The 14,481-nt window shown below is 37.2% G+C and carries 17 protein-coding genes; 13 read left to right on the top strand and 4 right to left on the bottom strand.

Going from position 1 to position 14,481, the window contains the following annotated elements:
• Positions 1-136 precede the first annotated feature (136 nt).
• The 5 genes from MKP09_RS00755 to MKP09_RS00735 all read left to right on the top strand — a co-directional run bounded on the left by MKP09_RS00755 (position 137) and on the right by MKP09_RS00735 (position 2,867).
• Positions 137-1,039, top strand: coding sequence for a polyprenyl synthetase family protein (locus MKP09_RS00755; protein WP_240825681.1), 903 nt, complete (start codon positions 137-139; stop codon positions 1,037-1,039).
• 307 nt (positions 1,040-1,346) lie between these two features.
• On the top strand, positions 1,347-1,535 hold the full coding sequence (locus tag MKP09_RS00750) for a DHH family phosphoesterase (RefSeq protein WP_394801017.1): 189 nt from the start codon (positions 1,347-1,349) through the stop codon (positions 1,533-1,535).
• 41 nt (positions 1,536-1,576) lie between these two features.
• Positions 1,577-2,008: a DHH family phosphoesterase gene (locus tag MKP09_RS00745; RefSeq protein ID WP_240825677.1), complete on the top strand. Its 432-nt coding sequence runs from the start codon at positions 1,577-1,579 to the stop codon at positions 2,006-2,008.
• The gene (locus tag MKP09_RS00740) at positions 2,005-2,397 is read left to right on the top strand and encodes a DHHA1 domain-containing protein (protein ID WP_240825675.1); all 393 of its coding nucleotides are present in this window, start codon (positions 2,005-2,007) and stop codon (positions 2,395-2,397) included. Before MKP09_RS00745 ends, MKP09_RS00740 begins: the two co-directional genes overlap by 4 nt.
• A 191-nt stretch (positions 2,398-2,588) precedes the next feature.
• Entirely contained in the window at positions 2,589-2,867 is a 279-nt protein-coding gene (locus tag MKP09_RS00735; protein WP_240825673.1) for a hypothetical protein, read from the top strand.
• Positions 2,868-2,871: 4 nt separating this feature from the next.
• On the opposite strand, the gene MKP09_RS00730 is transcribed toward MKP09_RS00735, so the two are convergent.
• Positions 2,872-4,842 carry a KUP/HAK/KT family potassium transporter gene (locus MKP09_RS00730; protein ID WP_240825670.1) on the bottom strand — a complete coding sequence of 657 codons (1,971 nt, stop codon included), beginning with the start codon at positions 4,840-4,842 and terminating at the stop codon, positions 2,872-2,874.
• 280 nt (positions 4,843-5,122) lie between these two features.
• Between MKP09_RS00730 and MKP09_RS00725 the strand changes: the two genes are divergently transcribed.
• On the top strand, positions 5,123-6,736 hold the full coding sequence (locus MKP09_RS00725) for a hypothetical protein (RefSeq protein WP_240825663.1): 1,614 nt from the start codon (positions 5,123-5,125) through the stop codon (positions 6,734-6,736).
• A 194-nt stretch (positions 6,737-6,930) separates the two neighbouring features.
• Entirely contained in the window at positions 6,931-8,379 is a 1,449-nt protein-coding gene (locus tag MKP09_RS00720; RefSeq protein WP_240825661.1) for a tetratricopeptide repeat protein, read from the top strand.
• 252 nt (positions 8,380-8,631) lie between these two features.
• Here MKP09_RS00720 and MKP09_RS00715 read toward each other — a convergent pair whose 3' ends face one another.
• Positions 8,632-8,796 carry a hypothetical protein gene (locus tag MKP09_RS00715; RefSeq protein ID WP_240825659.1) on the bottom strand — a complete coding sequence of 55 codons (165 nt, stop codon included), beginning with the start codon at positions 8,794-8,796 and terminating at the stop codon, positions 8,632-8,634.
• 291 nt (positions 8,797-9,087) lie between these two features.
• Between MKP09_RS00715 and MKP09_RS00710 the strand changes: the two genes are divergently transcribed.
• The 3 genes from MKP09_RS00710 (at position 9,088) to MKP09_RS00700 (ending at position 10,857) form a co-directional block, all read left to right on the top strand.
• Entirely contained in the window at positions 9,088-9,483 is a 396-nt protein-coding gene (locus MKP09_RS00710; protein ID WP_240825657.1) for a hypothetical protein, read from the top strand.
• 132 nt (positions 9,484-9,615) lie between these two features.
• The gene (gene purQ, locus MKP09_RS00705) at positions 9,616-10,341 is read left to right on the top strand and encodes a phosphoribosylformylglycinamidine synthase subunit PurQ (RefSeq protein ID WP_240825655.1); all 726 of its coding nucleotides are present in this window, start codon (positions 9,616-9,618) and stop codon (positions 10,339-10,341) included.
• Between the two features lie 63 nt (positions 10,342-10,404).
• Positions 10,405-10,857: a protein-disulfide reductase DsbD domain-containing protein gene (locus tag MKP09_RS00700; protein ID WP_240825653.1), complete on the top strand. Its 453-nt coding sequence runs from the start codon at positions 10,405-10,407 to the stop codon at positions 10,855-10,857.
• A gap of 256 nt (positions 10,858-11,113) precedes the next feature.
• Here MKP09_RS00700 and MKP09_RS00695 read toward each other — a convergent pair whose 3' ends face one another.
• Both MKP09_RS00695 and MKP09_RS00690 read right to left on the bottom strand, forming a co-directional pair.
• Complete coding sequence (locus tag MKP09_RS00695; RefSeq protein ID WP_240825651.1) at positions 11,114-11,683, bottom strand: UbiX family flavin prenyltransferase; 570 nt, start codon at positions 11,681-11,683, stop codon at positions 11,114-11,116.
• Positions 11,684-11,693: 10 nt separating this feature from the next.
• Entirely contained in the window at positions 11,694-12,245 is a 552-nt protein-coding gene (locus MKP09_RS00690) for a DUF502 domain-containing protein (protein ID WP_240825638.1), read from the bottom strand.
• Positions 12,246-12,496: 251 nt separating this feature from the next.
• Here MKP09_RS00690 and MKP09_RS00685 point away from each other — a divergent pair, with 251 nt between their 5' ends.
• The 3 genes from MKP09_RS00685 to MKP09_RS00675 are packed head-to-tail and all read left to right on the top strand — an operon-like array spanning position 12,497 to position 14,473.
• A complete protein-coding gene (locus tag MKP09_RS00685) occupies positions 12,497-12,652 on the top strand; it encodes a TetR family transcriptional regulator (RefSeq protein WP_240825635.1) in 156 nt (51 codons plus the stop codon).
• Positions 12,646-13,134, top strand: coding sequence for a TetR/AcrR family transcriptional regulator (locus tag MKP09_RS00680; RefSeq protein ID WP_240825632.1), 489 nt, complete (start codon positions 12,646-12,648; stop codon positions 13,132-13,134). Before MKP09_RS00685 ends, MKP09_RS00680 begins: the two co-directional genes overlap by 7 nt.
• Positions 13,121-14,473, top strand: a complete 1,353-nt coding sequence (locus tag MKP09_RS00675; RefSeq protein ID WP_240825629.1) for a TolC family protein — start codon at positions 13,121-13,123, stop codon at positions 14,471-14,473. Before MKP09_RS00680 ends, MKP09_RS00675 begins: the two co-directional genes overlap by 14 nt.
• Positions 14,474-14,481: the final 8 nt, after the last annotated feature.

Below are 14,481 nucleotides of genomic sequence, written 5' to 3'. Positions count from 1 at the left end.
TGGTTTTCTATGAGTACAAATACTGTGCAAAAGTTAAATATTCATTTAAAATTGCCGTATTTTGCTCAATTATTGTTATGAGTTTACCTGTTTTTTAATAAAAAGTGAGCTAGAAAGCTTCGAAGAAAGATTTAAAATGGCCGTAAAAGGGCAAACGCCGCTTTTAAACAGTATACTCAGGTACATTGTTAAAAGAAAAGGTAAACAATTGCGGCCTATGTTTGTTTTTTTGTCCGCTAAATTGTTTGGATCACCTACCGAAGCTACCTATCGCGCTGCTTCGCTGGTCGAAATCCTTCACACTGCCACACTTGTTCACGATGATGTAGTTGATGATTCACTTGAAAGAAGAGGCTTTTTCTCGGTTTATGCACTTTGGAAAAATAAAGCATCCGTTTTGGTGGGGGATTATTTGTTAGCCAAAGGGCTTATGCTTTCTCTTGAAAATCATGATTATCGCATTTTACATATACTTACTGATGCAGTAAAGAAAATGAGCGAAGGTGAATTGTTACAATTGGAAAAAGCACGCAGCCTCAATTTAAAAGAAGACATTTATTATGAGATCATTCAGAACAAAACGGCTTCTCTTTTAGCTTCTGCATGCAGCGCTGGCGCATGGTCTGCTTCAGAAAATGATGATAATGCCGAAAAAATGCGACTGTTTGGTGAAAAAACGGGTATCGCTTTTCAAATCAAAGATGATCTTTTCGATTATGCAAGCGAAGATGTGGGCAAACCTACAGGTAACGATATCAAGGAAAAGAAAATGACATTGCCACTCATTTACACCCTGAATAATACCGATAAATCTACCAAGCAAAAAGTAATTAATATTGTAAAAAACAATAATAACGATAAGAAAAAAGTGGCATGGGTGCTGGATGTGGTAAAAGAAAGCGGCGGTATTGATTACGCAACTGAAAAAATGTACGCTTACAAAAAAGAAGCGCTTGAGGTTTTAATGCAATGCCCGGATAACGAGTACAGAAAAGGCTTACAGGATTTGGTAGAATATGTAACCGAACGCAAATATTAAGTTAGTACAGTTCAAGATATTGTTTAAATATTGAACCGGGCTTTACTGCTTCTATCATCGGTGTTGCGTCGCACTCTTCACTTGCGCTGCATATCCCAACTGCTAACGTCAACAATAAATATTTTTAAATTTTGATCAAGCGCTGGAATATATTACAAGCTAACGATAGTAACGTTTTCTCTTTACAAAACGAGCTTAAAATAAACAGTACACTTTGTAAAATACTTGTTCAGCGTGGCTTTTACACATTCGATAATGCTAAAAATTTTTCCGTCCGCAACTAAACGATTTACATGATCCATGGTTGATGAAGGATATGGAAAAGGCTGTAAACCGTATTGTTACTGCGTTTCAGACAAATGAAAAAATATTAGTGTTTGGAGATTATGATGTTGATGGCACAACCGCCGTAGCCAGCATGTATAGTTTTCTTAAAAAATTGCACAACAAAATTTCATTTTATATTCCTAATAGATATAAAGAAGGTATGGCATAAGCAAAGCTGGTATTGATTTTGCAAAAGAAAATAATTTTACATTGATTGTAGCACTCGACTGCGGTATAAAGTCAGTTGACCTGGTTGAATATGCCAGTACATTGGGCATTGATTTTATTATTTGTGATCATCACCTACCAGATGAAAAAATTCCGCAAGCAGTAGCCATTCTTAATGCGAAACAAAAAGATTGTCCTTATCCTTTCAAAGAATTATGTGGTTGTGGCGTAGGTTTTAAGCTGATGTGTGCCATTTGCGACAAGCTCAATATACCTATCGAAAATGCATACGAATCTCTTGATCTTGTTGCTACAGCCATTGCTGCAGATATTGTACCCGTGATAGGCGAAAACAGGACACTTGCTTTTTATGGCTTAAAAAAGCCAATGAAAACCCCAACCTTGGCATCAAAGCTTTGGCAACGCTTAGCGGAGCCAAATTGCCACTGCATATCAACAACCTTGTTTTTATGATCGCGCCAAGAGTGAATGCAGCTGGGCGAATGGATGATGCCAGTAAAGCCGTTCAGCTCTTTATTGCAGAAACGAACGAGGAGGCTTTGCAATACGCAGAACTATTACATAGCGATAATACTGACAGAAAGGAAGCCGATTCTAGTATTACAACAGAAGCATTGGAACTCATTGCTCAAAACCAACATTGGGCTGAAAGAACTTCCACAGTTGTTTATCAGCCTCACTGGCATAAAGGTGTAGTAGGAATTGTTGCATCAAGGTTGATCGAACATCATTACAGGCCCACCGTTGTTCTTACAGAAAGTGGCCATTATGTGGCGGGCAGTGCAAGAAGTGTTCCTGGCTTTAATTTATATGAAGCCATTCATGATGCCGTGAATATTTAATTGCTTACGGCGGGCATTTTGCTGCGGCAGGCTTAACATTAGAAAAACATAATGTAGATATTTTCAGGAATAAATTTGAAGAGATCGTATCAGCAACAATAAAACGTGAACTTTTAGTTCCTGAAATCATTATAGATGCTGAAATTTCATTTAAAGAAATTACCCCGGCATTATATAATATTCTGCAACAAATGGAGCCCTTCGGACCAGAAAATATGACACCGGTTTTCATTGCCCGCAATGTAGTAGATACAGGCTTTAGCAAAATTGTAAAAGAAAATCATTTGCGCCTAGTGGTAAGGCAGGACGATATTACTTTTACTGGTATCGGATTTAATATGGCCGACAAATTTAAAGTAATTGAACAGCGTAAACCATTCGATCTTGTTTTCAAAATTGATGAAAACGAATGGAATGGTCAGAAATCTTTACAACTGCGTATTGAAGATATCAAGTCATCAGAAATGTAACCAATTATCCAATCCTCGTAAGTTTTACATCAGTGACAGGAGCCACAACTAATGGAAATTTCTCTACCGTAACATTAGCTAGATCTAATCCAAAGCTTTTTTCTTCAGATAAGCTGATGTGTTTAATGATGAAATGCACTTTCATGATCATCTTTTCAATAAATGGAAGATCATTATCCTGACTTAAATATTTCTCCATCACCATAAATTGAAAATCTCCTACAGTATTACTACTGGCAAGGCTTTCGTAACGGCTCATAATATTTACTTCTTTATTTTGAACCAGATCTTCCACCACTTTTTTAAATAAAAGATTGATTCTCGGTTGCATCCTGAATCCCAGCCTAAAATCAATTCTTATAATATCATTCGGAATGATATGCTCAACTTTATATTCGGAAGTATAAGGATCATCAACAGTATCTACGTGTACAAACCAGTAGATATCGGCCCTTTTAGGCTTTCGGTTTAAGATGGAGTAAATGATTTTATGTTCTATTTCTTTGGGATTATCTGCACTTGTTAAATAAATCAGATGTGTGGCATATTTAGCAACTGTTTTATCATGGCTGAGTTCCTGTATTTTCGAAATATAATGTTCCATACGAACAAACTCCACATACCTGTTCTTAATCTTTCTGGCACGATACCATACGTACATGACCAGAAACATAATACCACCAATGAACAAGGTGATATAGCCACCATGCGTAAATTTTTCCATTAATGCAATAAGATATGCAGTTTCTACAATTGAGAATAACAGCAGGAATAGATATATCCATACACGTTTAATTCTTTTCAAAACCATGTAATTAGCAAAAAGAATGGTAGTAGTTATCATGGTAACTATAATGGCTAAGCCATAAGCGGCTTCCATTTTTGAAGACTTTTGAAAATACAATACAACAAAAACGCAACCTGTAAACATGATGGTGTTAACCGCGGGAATAAACAACTGGCCTTTCGCTTCGGATGGATAACGAATACGAAGTTTTGGCCAAAGGTTTAATCGAATAGCTTCCCCAATTAACGTATAAGCTCCGGAAAGCATGGCCTGGCTGGCGATGATGGCCGCCGTGGTTGCAATAATTACGCCCGGCAAAATGAACCACTCCGGCATCAGGTTAAAAAAAGCATTGATGCCGATAGTTTGTTTAATATCGTCCGTAACAGTAAGCTTATTATAATGGGAAAGTAAAAAAGCGCCTTGTCCAAAATAATTTAATAACAAACAGGTTTTTACATATATCCACGAAAGGCGGGTGTTTTCACGGCCAGTATGTCCTAAATCGCTATACAGTGCTTCGGCTCCGGTTGTACACAAAAATACCGCGCCAAGCAGCCAAAATCCATGTGGATAAGTAATTAAAAAATCAATGGCATAATGCGGACTTAATGCCCGAAATATGGTGATGTCATCGGTTAAATGTAATGCTCCAAAAACAGCCAGCATGGTAAACCAGATAAACATAATCGGGCCAAATATTTTACCAATAGAAGCAGTTCCAAATTGTTGCAGAAAAAAGAACACACTTAAAATGCCTAATACAATCCACACAATAGCTGAAGTAGATAAATCTTTCAGTGCAGGAAGAATTTTCAAACCTTCGATAGCGGAAGTAACCGTCATGGGTGGCGTAATAATTCCATCGGCAATAAGCGCAGCGCCGCCAATCATAGCCGGAATAACTAACCACTTTCTCCGCCGCCGCACAAGCGCATACAAAGCAAAAGTACCACCCTCTCCCCTGTTATCAGCCCGCAGAATCAGGATTACATATTTAATGGTTGTCTGAAGTGTTAGCGTCCAAATGATGCACGAAAGTGTTCCAACAATTAGCTGCTCGGTAATTTGCCTGTTACCAATAATTGCGTTGAACACGTATAAAGGAGAAGTACCAATATCACCGTAGATTATACCTAAAGCAATAAGCAGGCCAGCAGCGGTTGCTTTATTAGTGTGAGATTTCACTAGATAAGACGTGATTTAAATAATAAAATACAAAGGTTATATAAACGTGGTAATTGAAAAAAACTTTCTTTTAGCTCACAACCCTTATATTTTGAAAGAAAAGTTATAATTCATAAACGACATTTCTATTTATAGCTGATTCTCATGGTATTCGTAACTTTATAGCAAAAATTGGTTCGTATATTAAACAACCTATTTCTTTTTTACGTATCTATTAGTAAGTATTGCCATACGGAAGGCTTTGGCATCAATCAGACTGACAAAAAATAAAAAATAAAAGATGAAACGCATATTTTTATCCGCACTCTCCTCCATATTTTTCACAATTGCTCTTTATGCGCAGACTATTACTTACGCCGATATTACTAAAGGCGATGTAGAGCGAATGAATTTTGAAATTCTTGGTAGATCTGCAGACAATTACCTGGTTTATAAGGAGGTAAAAGGAAATCATCGCATATCCGTTTATGATTACAAAATGGGACTTCGGGAAGATATTCCCATTACGCAATTGCCCGAGCGGGATGACTTGCTGGATATTACTTTTTATAATTCAGGCAATCATAATTACTTGCTTTATCAATACCAGGAAGGCGATGTTGTTTTTCTAAAAGCCTTGGGCATCGAAGCAAACGGCCGCATATTAAACGAGCCGATTCTTTTAGATACAACGATGATCGCTTATAAAACAGATAATAAAATATATAGCATCATTACAAGCAACGACGAAAGCAAACTATTGGCTTTTAAAATTAATAAAAAGGACAAAAGCCTTTTTCGCTTTACCACAAAATTATTTGATGAGTCTCTTCAGCCAATTGGCGAAAGTAAGTTTTCAATACCCATGGAGTATAAAGGTGATTATTTAACCGGATATACTTTGACCAACGATGGCAACTATGCTTTTGTAAAGTATCATCGCCAAGCGAATGGAAACATTGTTGATGTTGCCCTTATAGAAAAAACTGCTACTGATGATAACTATCGTGAGCAAAAGTTAAACATCAACGACCTTTTTCTTGACGATATAAAAATCATGATAGATGAAATGAGCGGGCGTTATATACTTTCCTCTTTTTATAGCACAACAAAGCGTGGAGACATTGATGGCTTGTACGTATATGGTGCTGAAAAAAATACGGGCAATGTAATATTTGAGAACACTACTGTATTTAATGATGATCTGAAAAAGAGAGCCAAAGGGCGCGGCAATAGTAAAAACGCATTTAATAATTTCTTCATTAATAATATTATTGTACATGGCGATGGCAGTTTCACAATTGCATCAGAGGCTTTGTATAATACCAATAACTGGGATCGTTGGGGAGCCTGGGGTGGAGCCGGCTTTTGGGGTGGCGGATTTGGATGGGGAGGACCAGGAGGTTGGGGTGGCTGGGGACCCGGTTGGGGCTGGGGTTGGGGCCGCTGGGGCGGTGGCTTTTGGCCTTACTCTTATTACTCACCATTTTTCTATCGCAGCTATTGGTGGGGTGCATGGGGACCAGGTTGGGGTGGATCTGGTTGGGGAGGAAACTCGCAACAATTTAATGCAGGCAATATAGCTATCGTTTCGTTTGACAGCGAGGGTAATAAAACCTGGGATAATGTAATTGTAAAATCGCAAAGCGAAAATAATACAGATGGCAGTATTTCTTACCAGGTTCTTCCTTCAGCAAATAGCACACAATTTCTTATAAATAATTCAGGGAAAATATCGGAGCTAGAAATTATCGGTATTAATGATGATGGAACTGTGCAAAAAAGGCAGCCGATAAAAGCCAAAGACAAAAGAATAGATTTCATGCCTAAATATGGTAAACAAACAGAAGAAAAAGAGATCATCATTCCCTATTCTTACAAAAGCAATATTTCATTTGCCAGAGTAGAACTTTAGAGAACGATTATTAAGGGCCAAGCTGTTCCAACCACAATAAATCGTAAATTGAAGCGCAATATAATTGCGCTTTTTTTTGTAGCTTGACATATAAGTCCTGACACCAGATAGATTTTTCGAGAAAAAACACTTTTACTTAAAATTGAAATAGCCTGGCCGCTAATAAACCACTACCAATTTATACTGTAGCTTGTATGAAAAATTTGCTTACAATTATTTTATATCTTTTTGTAGCCAGCTCTGTAAATGCTGCTGACTCTACCCAAAAAAAGAATTTTGAAAAAATTCTTGGCATGGAGAAGGGCGAAAGATTAAAAAATATTATGGATCTTTTTTATGATAGGTATTATTTTTCTTCCGACTATGACGCTGGCCTTGACCTTGCTTTAGACTCTTTAAAAAAATACCAGGTTGCAGAAACTCCGGCGCTTATCTATTTTGCACAATCACTAATTGTTCGTCGTAAGCAAGATTTCATTAAGGCTGAGCAACTATTACTTAAAGCCATCAATTGGGCTGAAAAAGGCGATAATCTTTATCTTCTGGCCTCTTTACACACAACGCTTGCTTTCGCACAGACGGGGAAGGGAGACGTTTTAGGTGCTTTGCATAGCTATCGTTTAGCAAGAAACGAGGCAGAGAAACTAAAGGACAAGCGGCGTATAATTTCATCAGAATTGGGGATTGCTGATATATACAGAACCTTGCAGTTATATAACCATGCCATTTTCTATTTGGATCAGGCAGGATTAAGATGTACCGGTAACAATCCATATGATCAAAAAATGACATTTGCAATTTCCAAAACAAAAGCCGATGTATTTTTTGCTATGCAAAAGGCAGATTCTGTGAAGTTATATTATAATAAAGCTTTAACCTTGAACAAGCCAGATTATAACTCAAAACGAGAACTAATGAGGCTGAACTATTATGTGCTTATTTTATCTGGCCGCTATGATGAAGCCATTCCTTTGATAAAACAAGTATTGGATCCAAACGTAAAATACTTTCGCCATATTGACCGTCTTAATCTGGCGGAAAGCTATTTCAAAATAAACGACCACAAATCAGCAGTTTCAGTAATCGAACATGTTGTAGCAGATTCTATGCATGCATATTCTTATATTAAAATACATTCATATAAACTTTTAGGAGAGATCGCTTTGTCAAAAGGACTAAATGAAGAGGCGCTTCGTTATCAAAATTTAGGGTTGATAGAAGCCGAAAAAAGTATCAAAAACATGACAGAAGTTAGCGACCTCAGCTTTCAAATCAGACTTGACCAAATGGAAGTAGAATCCAAAGCTCAGGCTTCACTCTTTAAAAAGGAACGGACGATTTTGGTTTTTGGCCTTTTAGCAACAGCGTTAGGGGCGATTATTATTGGTTTATTTTATAATAGCATAAGACAGAAAAGTAAATACGAAAAATTGCTTGCCGATAGTAAAACCCGCGAGTTGTCTTTTTTAAATTCACATAAAACGAGAAAGCCACTGGCTAATATTTTAGGCTTCTGCAATCTGGCAAGAGAAAGTGATTCCCCAAAATCGGATCTTCTTACTTATTTTGAATATATAGCTATATCTGCCGCGGAGTTAGACGAATGGGTAAAGGAGGTTGACAAAAAATTAAAAGAAGATTGACTTGTAATAAAGGCAAGAATTGATCTATATTTTAGTAGCTGCGCAAATAGCCATAAGTCGATATTAAACTTTGCTTTTAAAAAATGCCGCATTCATTCTATTTTTGCCAAAAAGAATACTGCTCATGACAGGCATCTTCAAACAGAAAACGCCAGGTAATATTATTCTGTTATGCATGCTGGGCATATTTCTAAAATTACCTTCCTTCGCTAATAGTCCAGGAGTTATCATAAAAGATAGTGATAGCGCGCTTTATATCGCTACCATTAATTTTATTAAAAATTTTTCTAATAGCGGGTTCTTTTTCACTATTATAGCTTTTGTTATCAATTTATTGATCGTGGCCATTTTAACCGGATTCACAAACTCCGAAAGACTAATGGGCAAGCCCAACTTTCTTACAGGGATGTCATACATGCTGATCACTTCTTTTCTACCTTCTTTTAATCTATTATCATCAAACCTTATCGCCTCAATTCTACTATTAAGTGCATTTTCACTTTTACATAAATCTTATTATACCAAAAACAATATTTTTAATGCTGCTTTCTTGATCGGGCTCGCATCTCTTTTTTCTTCCCTGCTATTTTTTTTATTGCCTGGGCTTTTTTGGCATTGGCGGTACTCAGACCATTCAGGTTATCCGAATGGGTTGGTCTATTATTAGGCACAACTACTCCATACTATTTCTATACCGCGTACCTGTTTATGTCTGATCAGTGGCATATTCCAGGATATTTTTATTCCTTGACATTTCTGAGCTCAACAGTCAAATATTCGTTATGGCATGCTGGTGCATTATTTTTTCTGCTGGCGCCGCTGCTAACCGGTATTTATTATATGCAGGCAAATGCTGCAAAAATGTTGACACATGTGAGAAAAGGTTGGTATCTGTTTCTGGGCTATCTGGTAATAAGCATTGTCGTATCGTTATTTGACATTGAAAAAACTTCAGAAAATCTCATACTGGTGCTTGTACCAATTGCGGCTTTTCATGGTTATGGATATTTAAATGCCGAGTTGCGCCTCTATCCTAAAATCGCTTTCTGGGCTACTGTTATCTTTATTTTGGCTGAGCAGTTATCTGGTAATTTTTTGAATTAGACATAACTATACTATTTAAAAACACAGATCATCAATAGTTGTTTGTCTACAAAATCAGGATTACCTTTGCCCAATAATTTTTTCATACAATAGCCCACGGCAATTCATCCCGTCAGGCAAAAAAATATACGAATGAAATTTGGTGTAGTTGTTTTTCCAGGATCTAATTGTGATAGAGACATGCAGGATGCATTGGAACAAGATCTGGGTCAGGAAGTTGTCATGTTATGGCACAAAAGCGAAGATCTGAGTGCTTTTACAACAGAAGACTGTATTGTGTTACCTGGTGGATTTTCTTATGGCGATTACCTGCGCTGTGGCGCGATAGCCCGTTTTAGCCCGATCATGAAACAGATAATAACGTTTGCAAATAATGGCGGGAAGGTGTTTGGAGTGTGCAACGGTTTCCAGGTGTTGTGTGAATCCGGCTTATTGCCAGGCGCTCTTTTAAGAAACGATAAACAAAAATTCATCTGTAAGAACCTGTATTTAACACCCGATGGTTTTTATAAAGATCAAATAAAAGAAGAGGCAAATATTTATCAGCATAGTTATAAAATACCGATTGCGCACGGCGAAGGCCGGTTTCATGCAGATGAAGCTTTGCTGAATGAGCTGGAAGCCAATGGTCAAATACTTTTCAGATACTGTAATGAAAGCGGTGAAGTTGTTGCCGATGCCAATCCAAATGGGTCTGTACGTAATATTGCCGGCATTTGTAATAAAACACGAAACGTATTCGGAATGATGCCGCACCCGGAACGTGCATGCAGTACTACATTAGGTAATATCGATGGGAAAAAATATTATCCTCGCTTCTCATGGCCACACAACCAGTTTAGCAAAAAATGCATCTAAGTAGCGCAGTATGCCAACTTTCGACATATTGCGGTTGTTTATTTTAGCATAAAAAAGCATGAAATGAAGAAATTATTATTAGCACTGGTATGCATATTAACTGTAGCGTTGGCACAGGCGCAATTAAATCCGGTAAGCTGGAAATTTACAAGCAAAAAAGTATCTGAGAAAGTATATGAAATTCATATGACAGCAGTAATCTCAACTGGCTGGCATTTGTATTCTCAAAATCAACCTGAAGACGCCATTGCTATTCCAACAAAATTTTCTTTTACCAATAACCCTTTGGTTAAGCTTGACGGGAAAATTTCAGAGATGGGTAAAATGGAAAAATTTCATGATGCAAGCGTTGATGTAAGCGCTAATCAATACTCCAAAACAGTAACTTTCGTACAAAAAGTAACCCTGAAAGCAGCTGCGAAAACTAATATTTCAGGTTCGGTAACCTATCAAACATGTGACGATAAACAGTGTCTGCCTCCTAAAAAAGTACCTTTTAAAGTGAATTTAGGTTAAAGAAAAAATTTAAAATATTGAATTTTCAATTAAAAATGTAAAATGTAAGCGAAACATCGGGCTTGTGTTTTACATTTTTCTTTAAATAATATATTTATTTATTGTATCAACTGCAGCATATAGCTCATCGATCTTCCGCCAGCTGGCGGACACTTGAGCTGTAGAACATAAATCAACCCATACGTGTCCGACCCAGGCGGATAAACGACAATTCATCCCATTATCCATCGACCATTCACTATTGACTATTCATCATCTACATTCCTTCTACGCCCCATCGGAAACTTTTAATATCAAATCCCGCAAGGTCTAATATTCTATCAGTTACTGTTTGGGCCAACTCCTGAATAGTTTTGGGCACACTATAAAATGAAGGTGTTGCGGGACAAATAATACCACCAGCCAACGTTATTTTTTCCATATTCTGAATATGTATCAAGTTATATGGGGTTTCCCTTGCTACACAAATTAACTTCCTACGTTCCTTCAATATTACGTCAGCTGCGCGTGTAATCAAATCGTTCGAAATGCCATTGGCAATGCGCCCTAAAGCACCCATTGAGCATGGGGCAATAATCATTGTATCGTATTGTCCGCTTCCCGATGCAAATGGCGCTGAGAAATCATTTTTATTGAAGTATTTAACACCTTTCTTATTTTCAAAGGGTGCCTGCATTTCTACTGCCCACACTTCCATTGCATTATCAGTAGCTACCACAGAGACTTCTTCCCACTGATCTTTTAACTGAAGTAATTTATCAATTAACTGCGCCGGATAAATCGATCCGCTGGCTCCTGTAATTGCAATCAATATTTTTCTGCCCATAATATAAATTTTAGCTTTCCACTACACCGCCTGTCACCGTGTATTTCATGGCATCTCCTGCTGTAAGATTTTCAATCATTCTTACACGCTCTTTCGGCAAAATGTAAAGCTGGCCGGCAAAATTATACGCCTGTGGCACATAAACGCCAACCATTTCATGTCCTATATTAAACTTATCCATTTCATCGTCGGTCAGGAAACCAACGATCCATACATCATTATTAAATACATTGGCCAATACGGCTTTTGTAAACTTTTTCTTATCGCCGGCAAATGCCTGAAAAAAGTCTTTTATTGATTTATAAATAAGCTTAATACCAGGTGTACGCTCCAGCCAGTGATCAAAAAAATTGATCATGCTTTCCATAATAAAGTAACTACTTAACCATCCAATAAAAATGATGAAGACAATTATAAGTACGAAGCCAACTCCGGGTGTTACAAAAACAGGTCTCAAAAAACCGTCTATCCAATTGAACACTGTGTAGAGAATATAAGCAGTAATAGTAATCGGAGCCAGTATAATAACGCCTTGCACAAAATACCTGAAAATTGTTTTCAACCCTGTTTGCTTAGGGGTGTGTGGAAGATATTTAGCCATTTACAGTGCAAGATAATACATCTTTAAATGAAACGCTCAACCCGTCTTAGTTGCAACTCACCTGTTTTAATAAACCATTCACCTAAAAATATTTGATTCCATTTAAGGTATTTTAATTTCACATTCGTTTTCAAAAACCAGAGGCGAAAAAATTTATTGCCGGAAACTTTAGAACCGTCAAAAGTTTCCTTAGTTTCGCACTCCAAATGGTGATGATTGTAGATAATAAGGCAAGAATTAGAGAAAAGGCTAAAGAGCTTTTTATGCAACTGGGCATGCGGCGGGTAAGCATGGATGATATAGCCCATTCGATAGGAATGAGTAAAAAAACCTCTACCAGTATTATACTGATAAAGAAACATTGGTAGCTGACACTATTGAAATGATACTGGAAAACAACAGTACCAATTGTGAAAACTGCCGACAAAAGGCAAAAAACGCAATTCATGAAGGTTTTTTAGCCACAGCTTCGGTATCGGAAATGATGAGGCGTATGAACCCGGTATTACTTTTTGATATGCAGAAATATTATCCGGTCGCCTATCGAAAGTTCTTAAAATTCAAGGGAGAGTTCTTATACAATTTTATCCGTTACAGTCTTGAATGGGGCGTTAAAGATGGCCTTTTCAGGGAAGATATAGATGTAAATTTCGTGAGCCGGTTAAGGCTTGAAAGCATTAACCTCCCTTTTCAGCGGAGCTTCTACGATGCAATGGACACTGACCTTGGCACCCTTCAGGAAGAGATCTTTATTTTGTTTTTATACGGAATAGCCACACCTAAAGGAACAAGAATGATTAATAAATATAGAACAGAAAAGCAAAAACCATTTACTGATGATAACAAATAGAATAGCAATAGTAGCGCTGCTGCTCTTTGCTTTTACAAAACCAAACTTCGCTCAGCAAACGCACCAATTTTCTTTGCAACAGGCTTTGGAATATGCAGAAAAAAATAATGTGCAGGTTAAAAACGCCTTGCTTGATATTAAATTACAAGAGCAGGTAAACAGGGAAGTAACAGGAAGTGCTTACCCACAAATTAATGCGAGTGGTGAAATAGTTGACAATTTAAAACTTCCCATTTCTATTATCCCCGCCGGAACAGAATTTGTTCCTGGCACACCTCCAACTACAGAAGACACAAGACTTGCTTTTGGTGTTAAGTGGAGCAGTATGGGTGGTGTTACATTAAGTCAAATACTATTTGACGGGCAGATTTTCACTGGTTTACAGGCAAGAAAAACGCTTATTGATTATCAGAAAAAAAATGCAGAAGTCACATCTGAAGAAATAAGGGTCAATGTGTCTAAAATATATTACCAACTGGTTCTTAGCAAAACTCAGATTTCTCTTTTAGATACAACTATTAATCTCGTGAAGAAAAACAGACACGATACAAAGATCATGTATGATAATGGTTTTGTAGAAAAACTTGAGATTGATAAGTTGGACGTTCAGCTTTCAAATCTGCAATCTCAACGAACTCAATTGCTGAATACTGTCAATAATGGGTATTTAGGATTAAAGATGCTAATTGGTATGCCTATCAATGATGAACTAATACTTACAGATGAGCTTAACGATGATACTATTCGGGATGGAGTTCTGGAGGCTAGCCAATTTGATTACAGCCAGAGGAAAGATTTTCAGTCAGCATCTCTCGGATTAAAATTATCCGAGTATGATATTCAGCGATATCAACGTAGCAAAATCCCACAATTAGTTTTAAACGGTTATTGGAATCAAATGACTCAGGCAAATCAATTTGGCAATATGTTCGGTTCAGGCTCATATTGGTTTCCAGTAAGTGCTTTAACACTGCGTTTAAACATTCCCATATTCAACGGATTTGCGACTAACTCAAGAATCCAGCAGGCAAAAATAAAGTTACAGCAAACTGAAAATAGCGTTGAAGGGCTTAAGCTAATGATCGATCAGGAACGAGCCAGTGCGGTAAATACTTTCAAATCTGCCATAACAGATATGGATTATCAAAAAGAGAATATGGAATTAGCAGAACGAGTGTATCAGCAAACTAAAAAGAAACATGAGGTTGGAACTGGCAGTCAAATTGAAATTGATGCTGCGCGTACCGATCTTCAAACTGCCCAAACTAATTACTACAGTGCACTTTACAATGCGGTAATTGCTAAAATTGATTTCTTAAAAGCTTCAGGCAAACTATAACTACAAAT

Origin of the sequence: Paraniabella ginsengisoli (assembly GCF_022513635.1) — a bacterium.
Lineage (GTDB): Bacteria > Bacteroidota > Bacteroidia > Chitinophagales > Chitinophagaceae > Niabella > Niabella ginsengisoli.
Note: the sequence above shows the minus strand (reverse complement) of the source record. Positions and strands in the feature narration are given on the sequence as shown.

What these genes read in the sequence shown, in the direction of transcription:
- MKP09_RS00710 (WP_240825657.1), top strand. Translation starts at nt 9,088, where the DNA reads ATGTCTGATCAGTGGCATATTCCAGGATATTTTTATTCCTTGACATTT.
- MKP09_RS00700 (WP_240825653.1), top strand. Translation starts at nt 10,405, where the DNA reads ATGAAGAAATTATTATTAGCACTGGTATGCATATTAACTGTAGCGTTG.
- MKP09_RS00695 (WP_240825651.1), bottom strand. Translation starts at nt 11,683, where the DNA reads ATGGGCAGAAAAATATTGATTGCAATTACAGGAGCCAGCGGATCGATT.
- MKP09_RS00735 (WP_240825673.1), top strand. Translation starts at nt 2,589, where the DNA reads ATGGAGCCCTTCGGACCAGAAAATATGACACCGGTTTTCATTGCCCGC.
- MKP09_RS00720 (WP_240825661.1), top strand. Translation starts at nt 6,931, where the DNA reads ATGAAAAATTTGCTTACAATTATTTTATATCTTTTTGTAGCCAGCTCT.
- MKP09_RS00675 (WP_240825629.1), top strand. Translation starts at nt 13,121, where the DNA reads ATGATAACAAATAGAATAGCAATAGTAGCGCTGCTGCTCTTTGCTTTT.
- MKP09_RS00715 (WP_240825659.1), bottom strand. Translation starts at nt 8,796, where the DNA reads ATGTATGACATCCCTGTAAGAAAGTTGGGCTTGCCCATTAGTCTTTCG.
- MKP09_RS00755 (WP_240825681.1), top strand. Translation starts at nt 137, where the DNA reads ATGGCCGTAAAAGGGCAAACGCCGCTTTTAAACAGTATACTCAGGTAC.
- MKP09_RS00740 (WP_240825675.1), top strand. Translation starts at nt 2,005, where the DNA reads ATGATCGCGCCAAGAGTGAATGCAGCTGGGCGAATGGATGATGCCAGT.
- purQ (WP_240825655.1), top strand. Translation starts at nt 9,616, where the DNA reads ATGAAATTTGGTGTAGTTGTTTTTCCAGGATCTAATTGTGATAGAGAC.
- MKP09_RS00685 (WP_240825635.1), top strand. Translation starts at nt 12,497, where the DNA reads ATGATTGTAGATAATAAGGCAAGAATTAGAGAAAAGGCTAAAGAGCTT.
- MKP09_RS00750 (WP_394801017.1), top strand. Translation starts at nt 1,347, where the DNA reads ATGAAGGATATGGAAAAGGCTGTAAACCGTATTGTTACTGCGTTTCAG.
- MKP09_RS00725 (WP_240825663.1), top strand. Translation starts at nt 5,123, where the DNA reads ATGAAACGCATATTTTTATCCGCACTCTCCTCCATATTTTTCACAATT.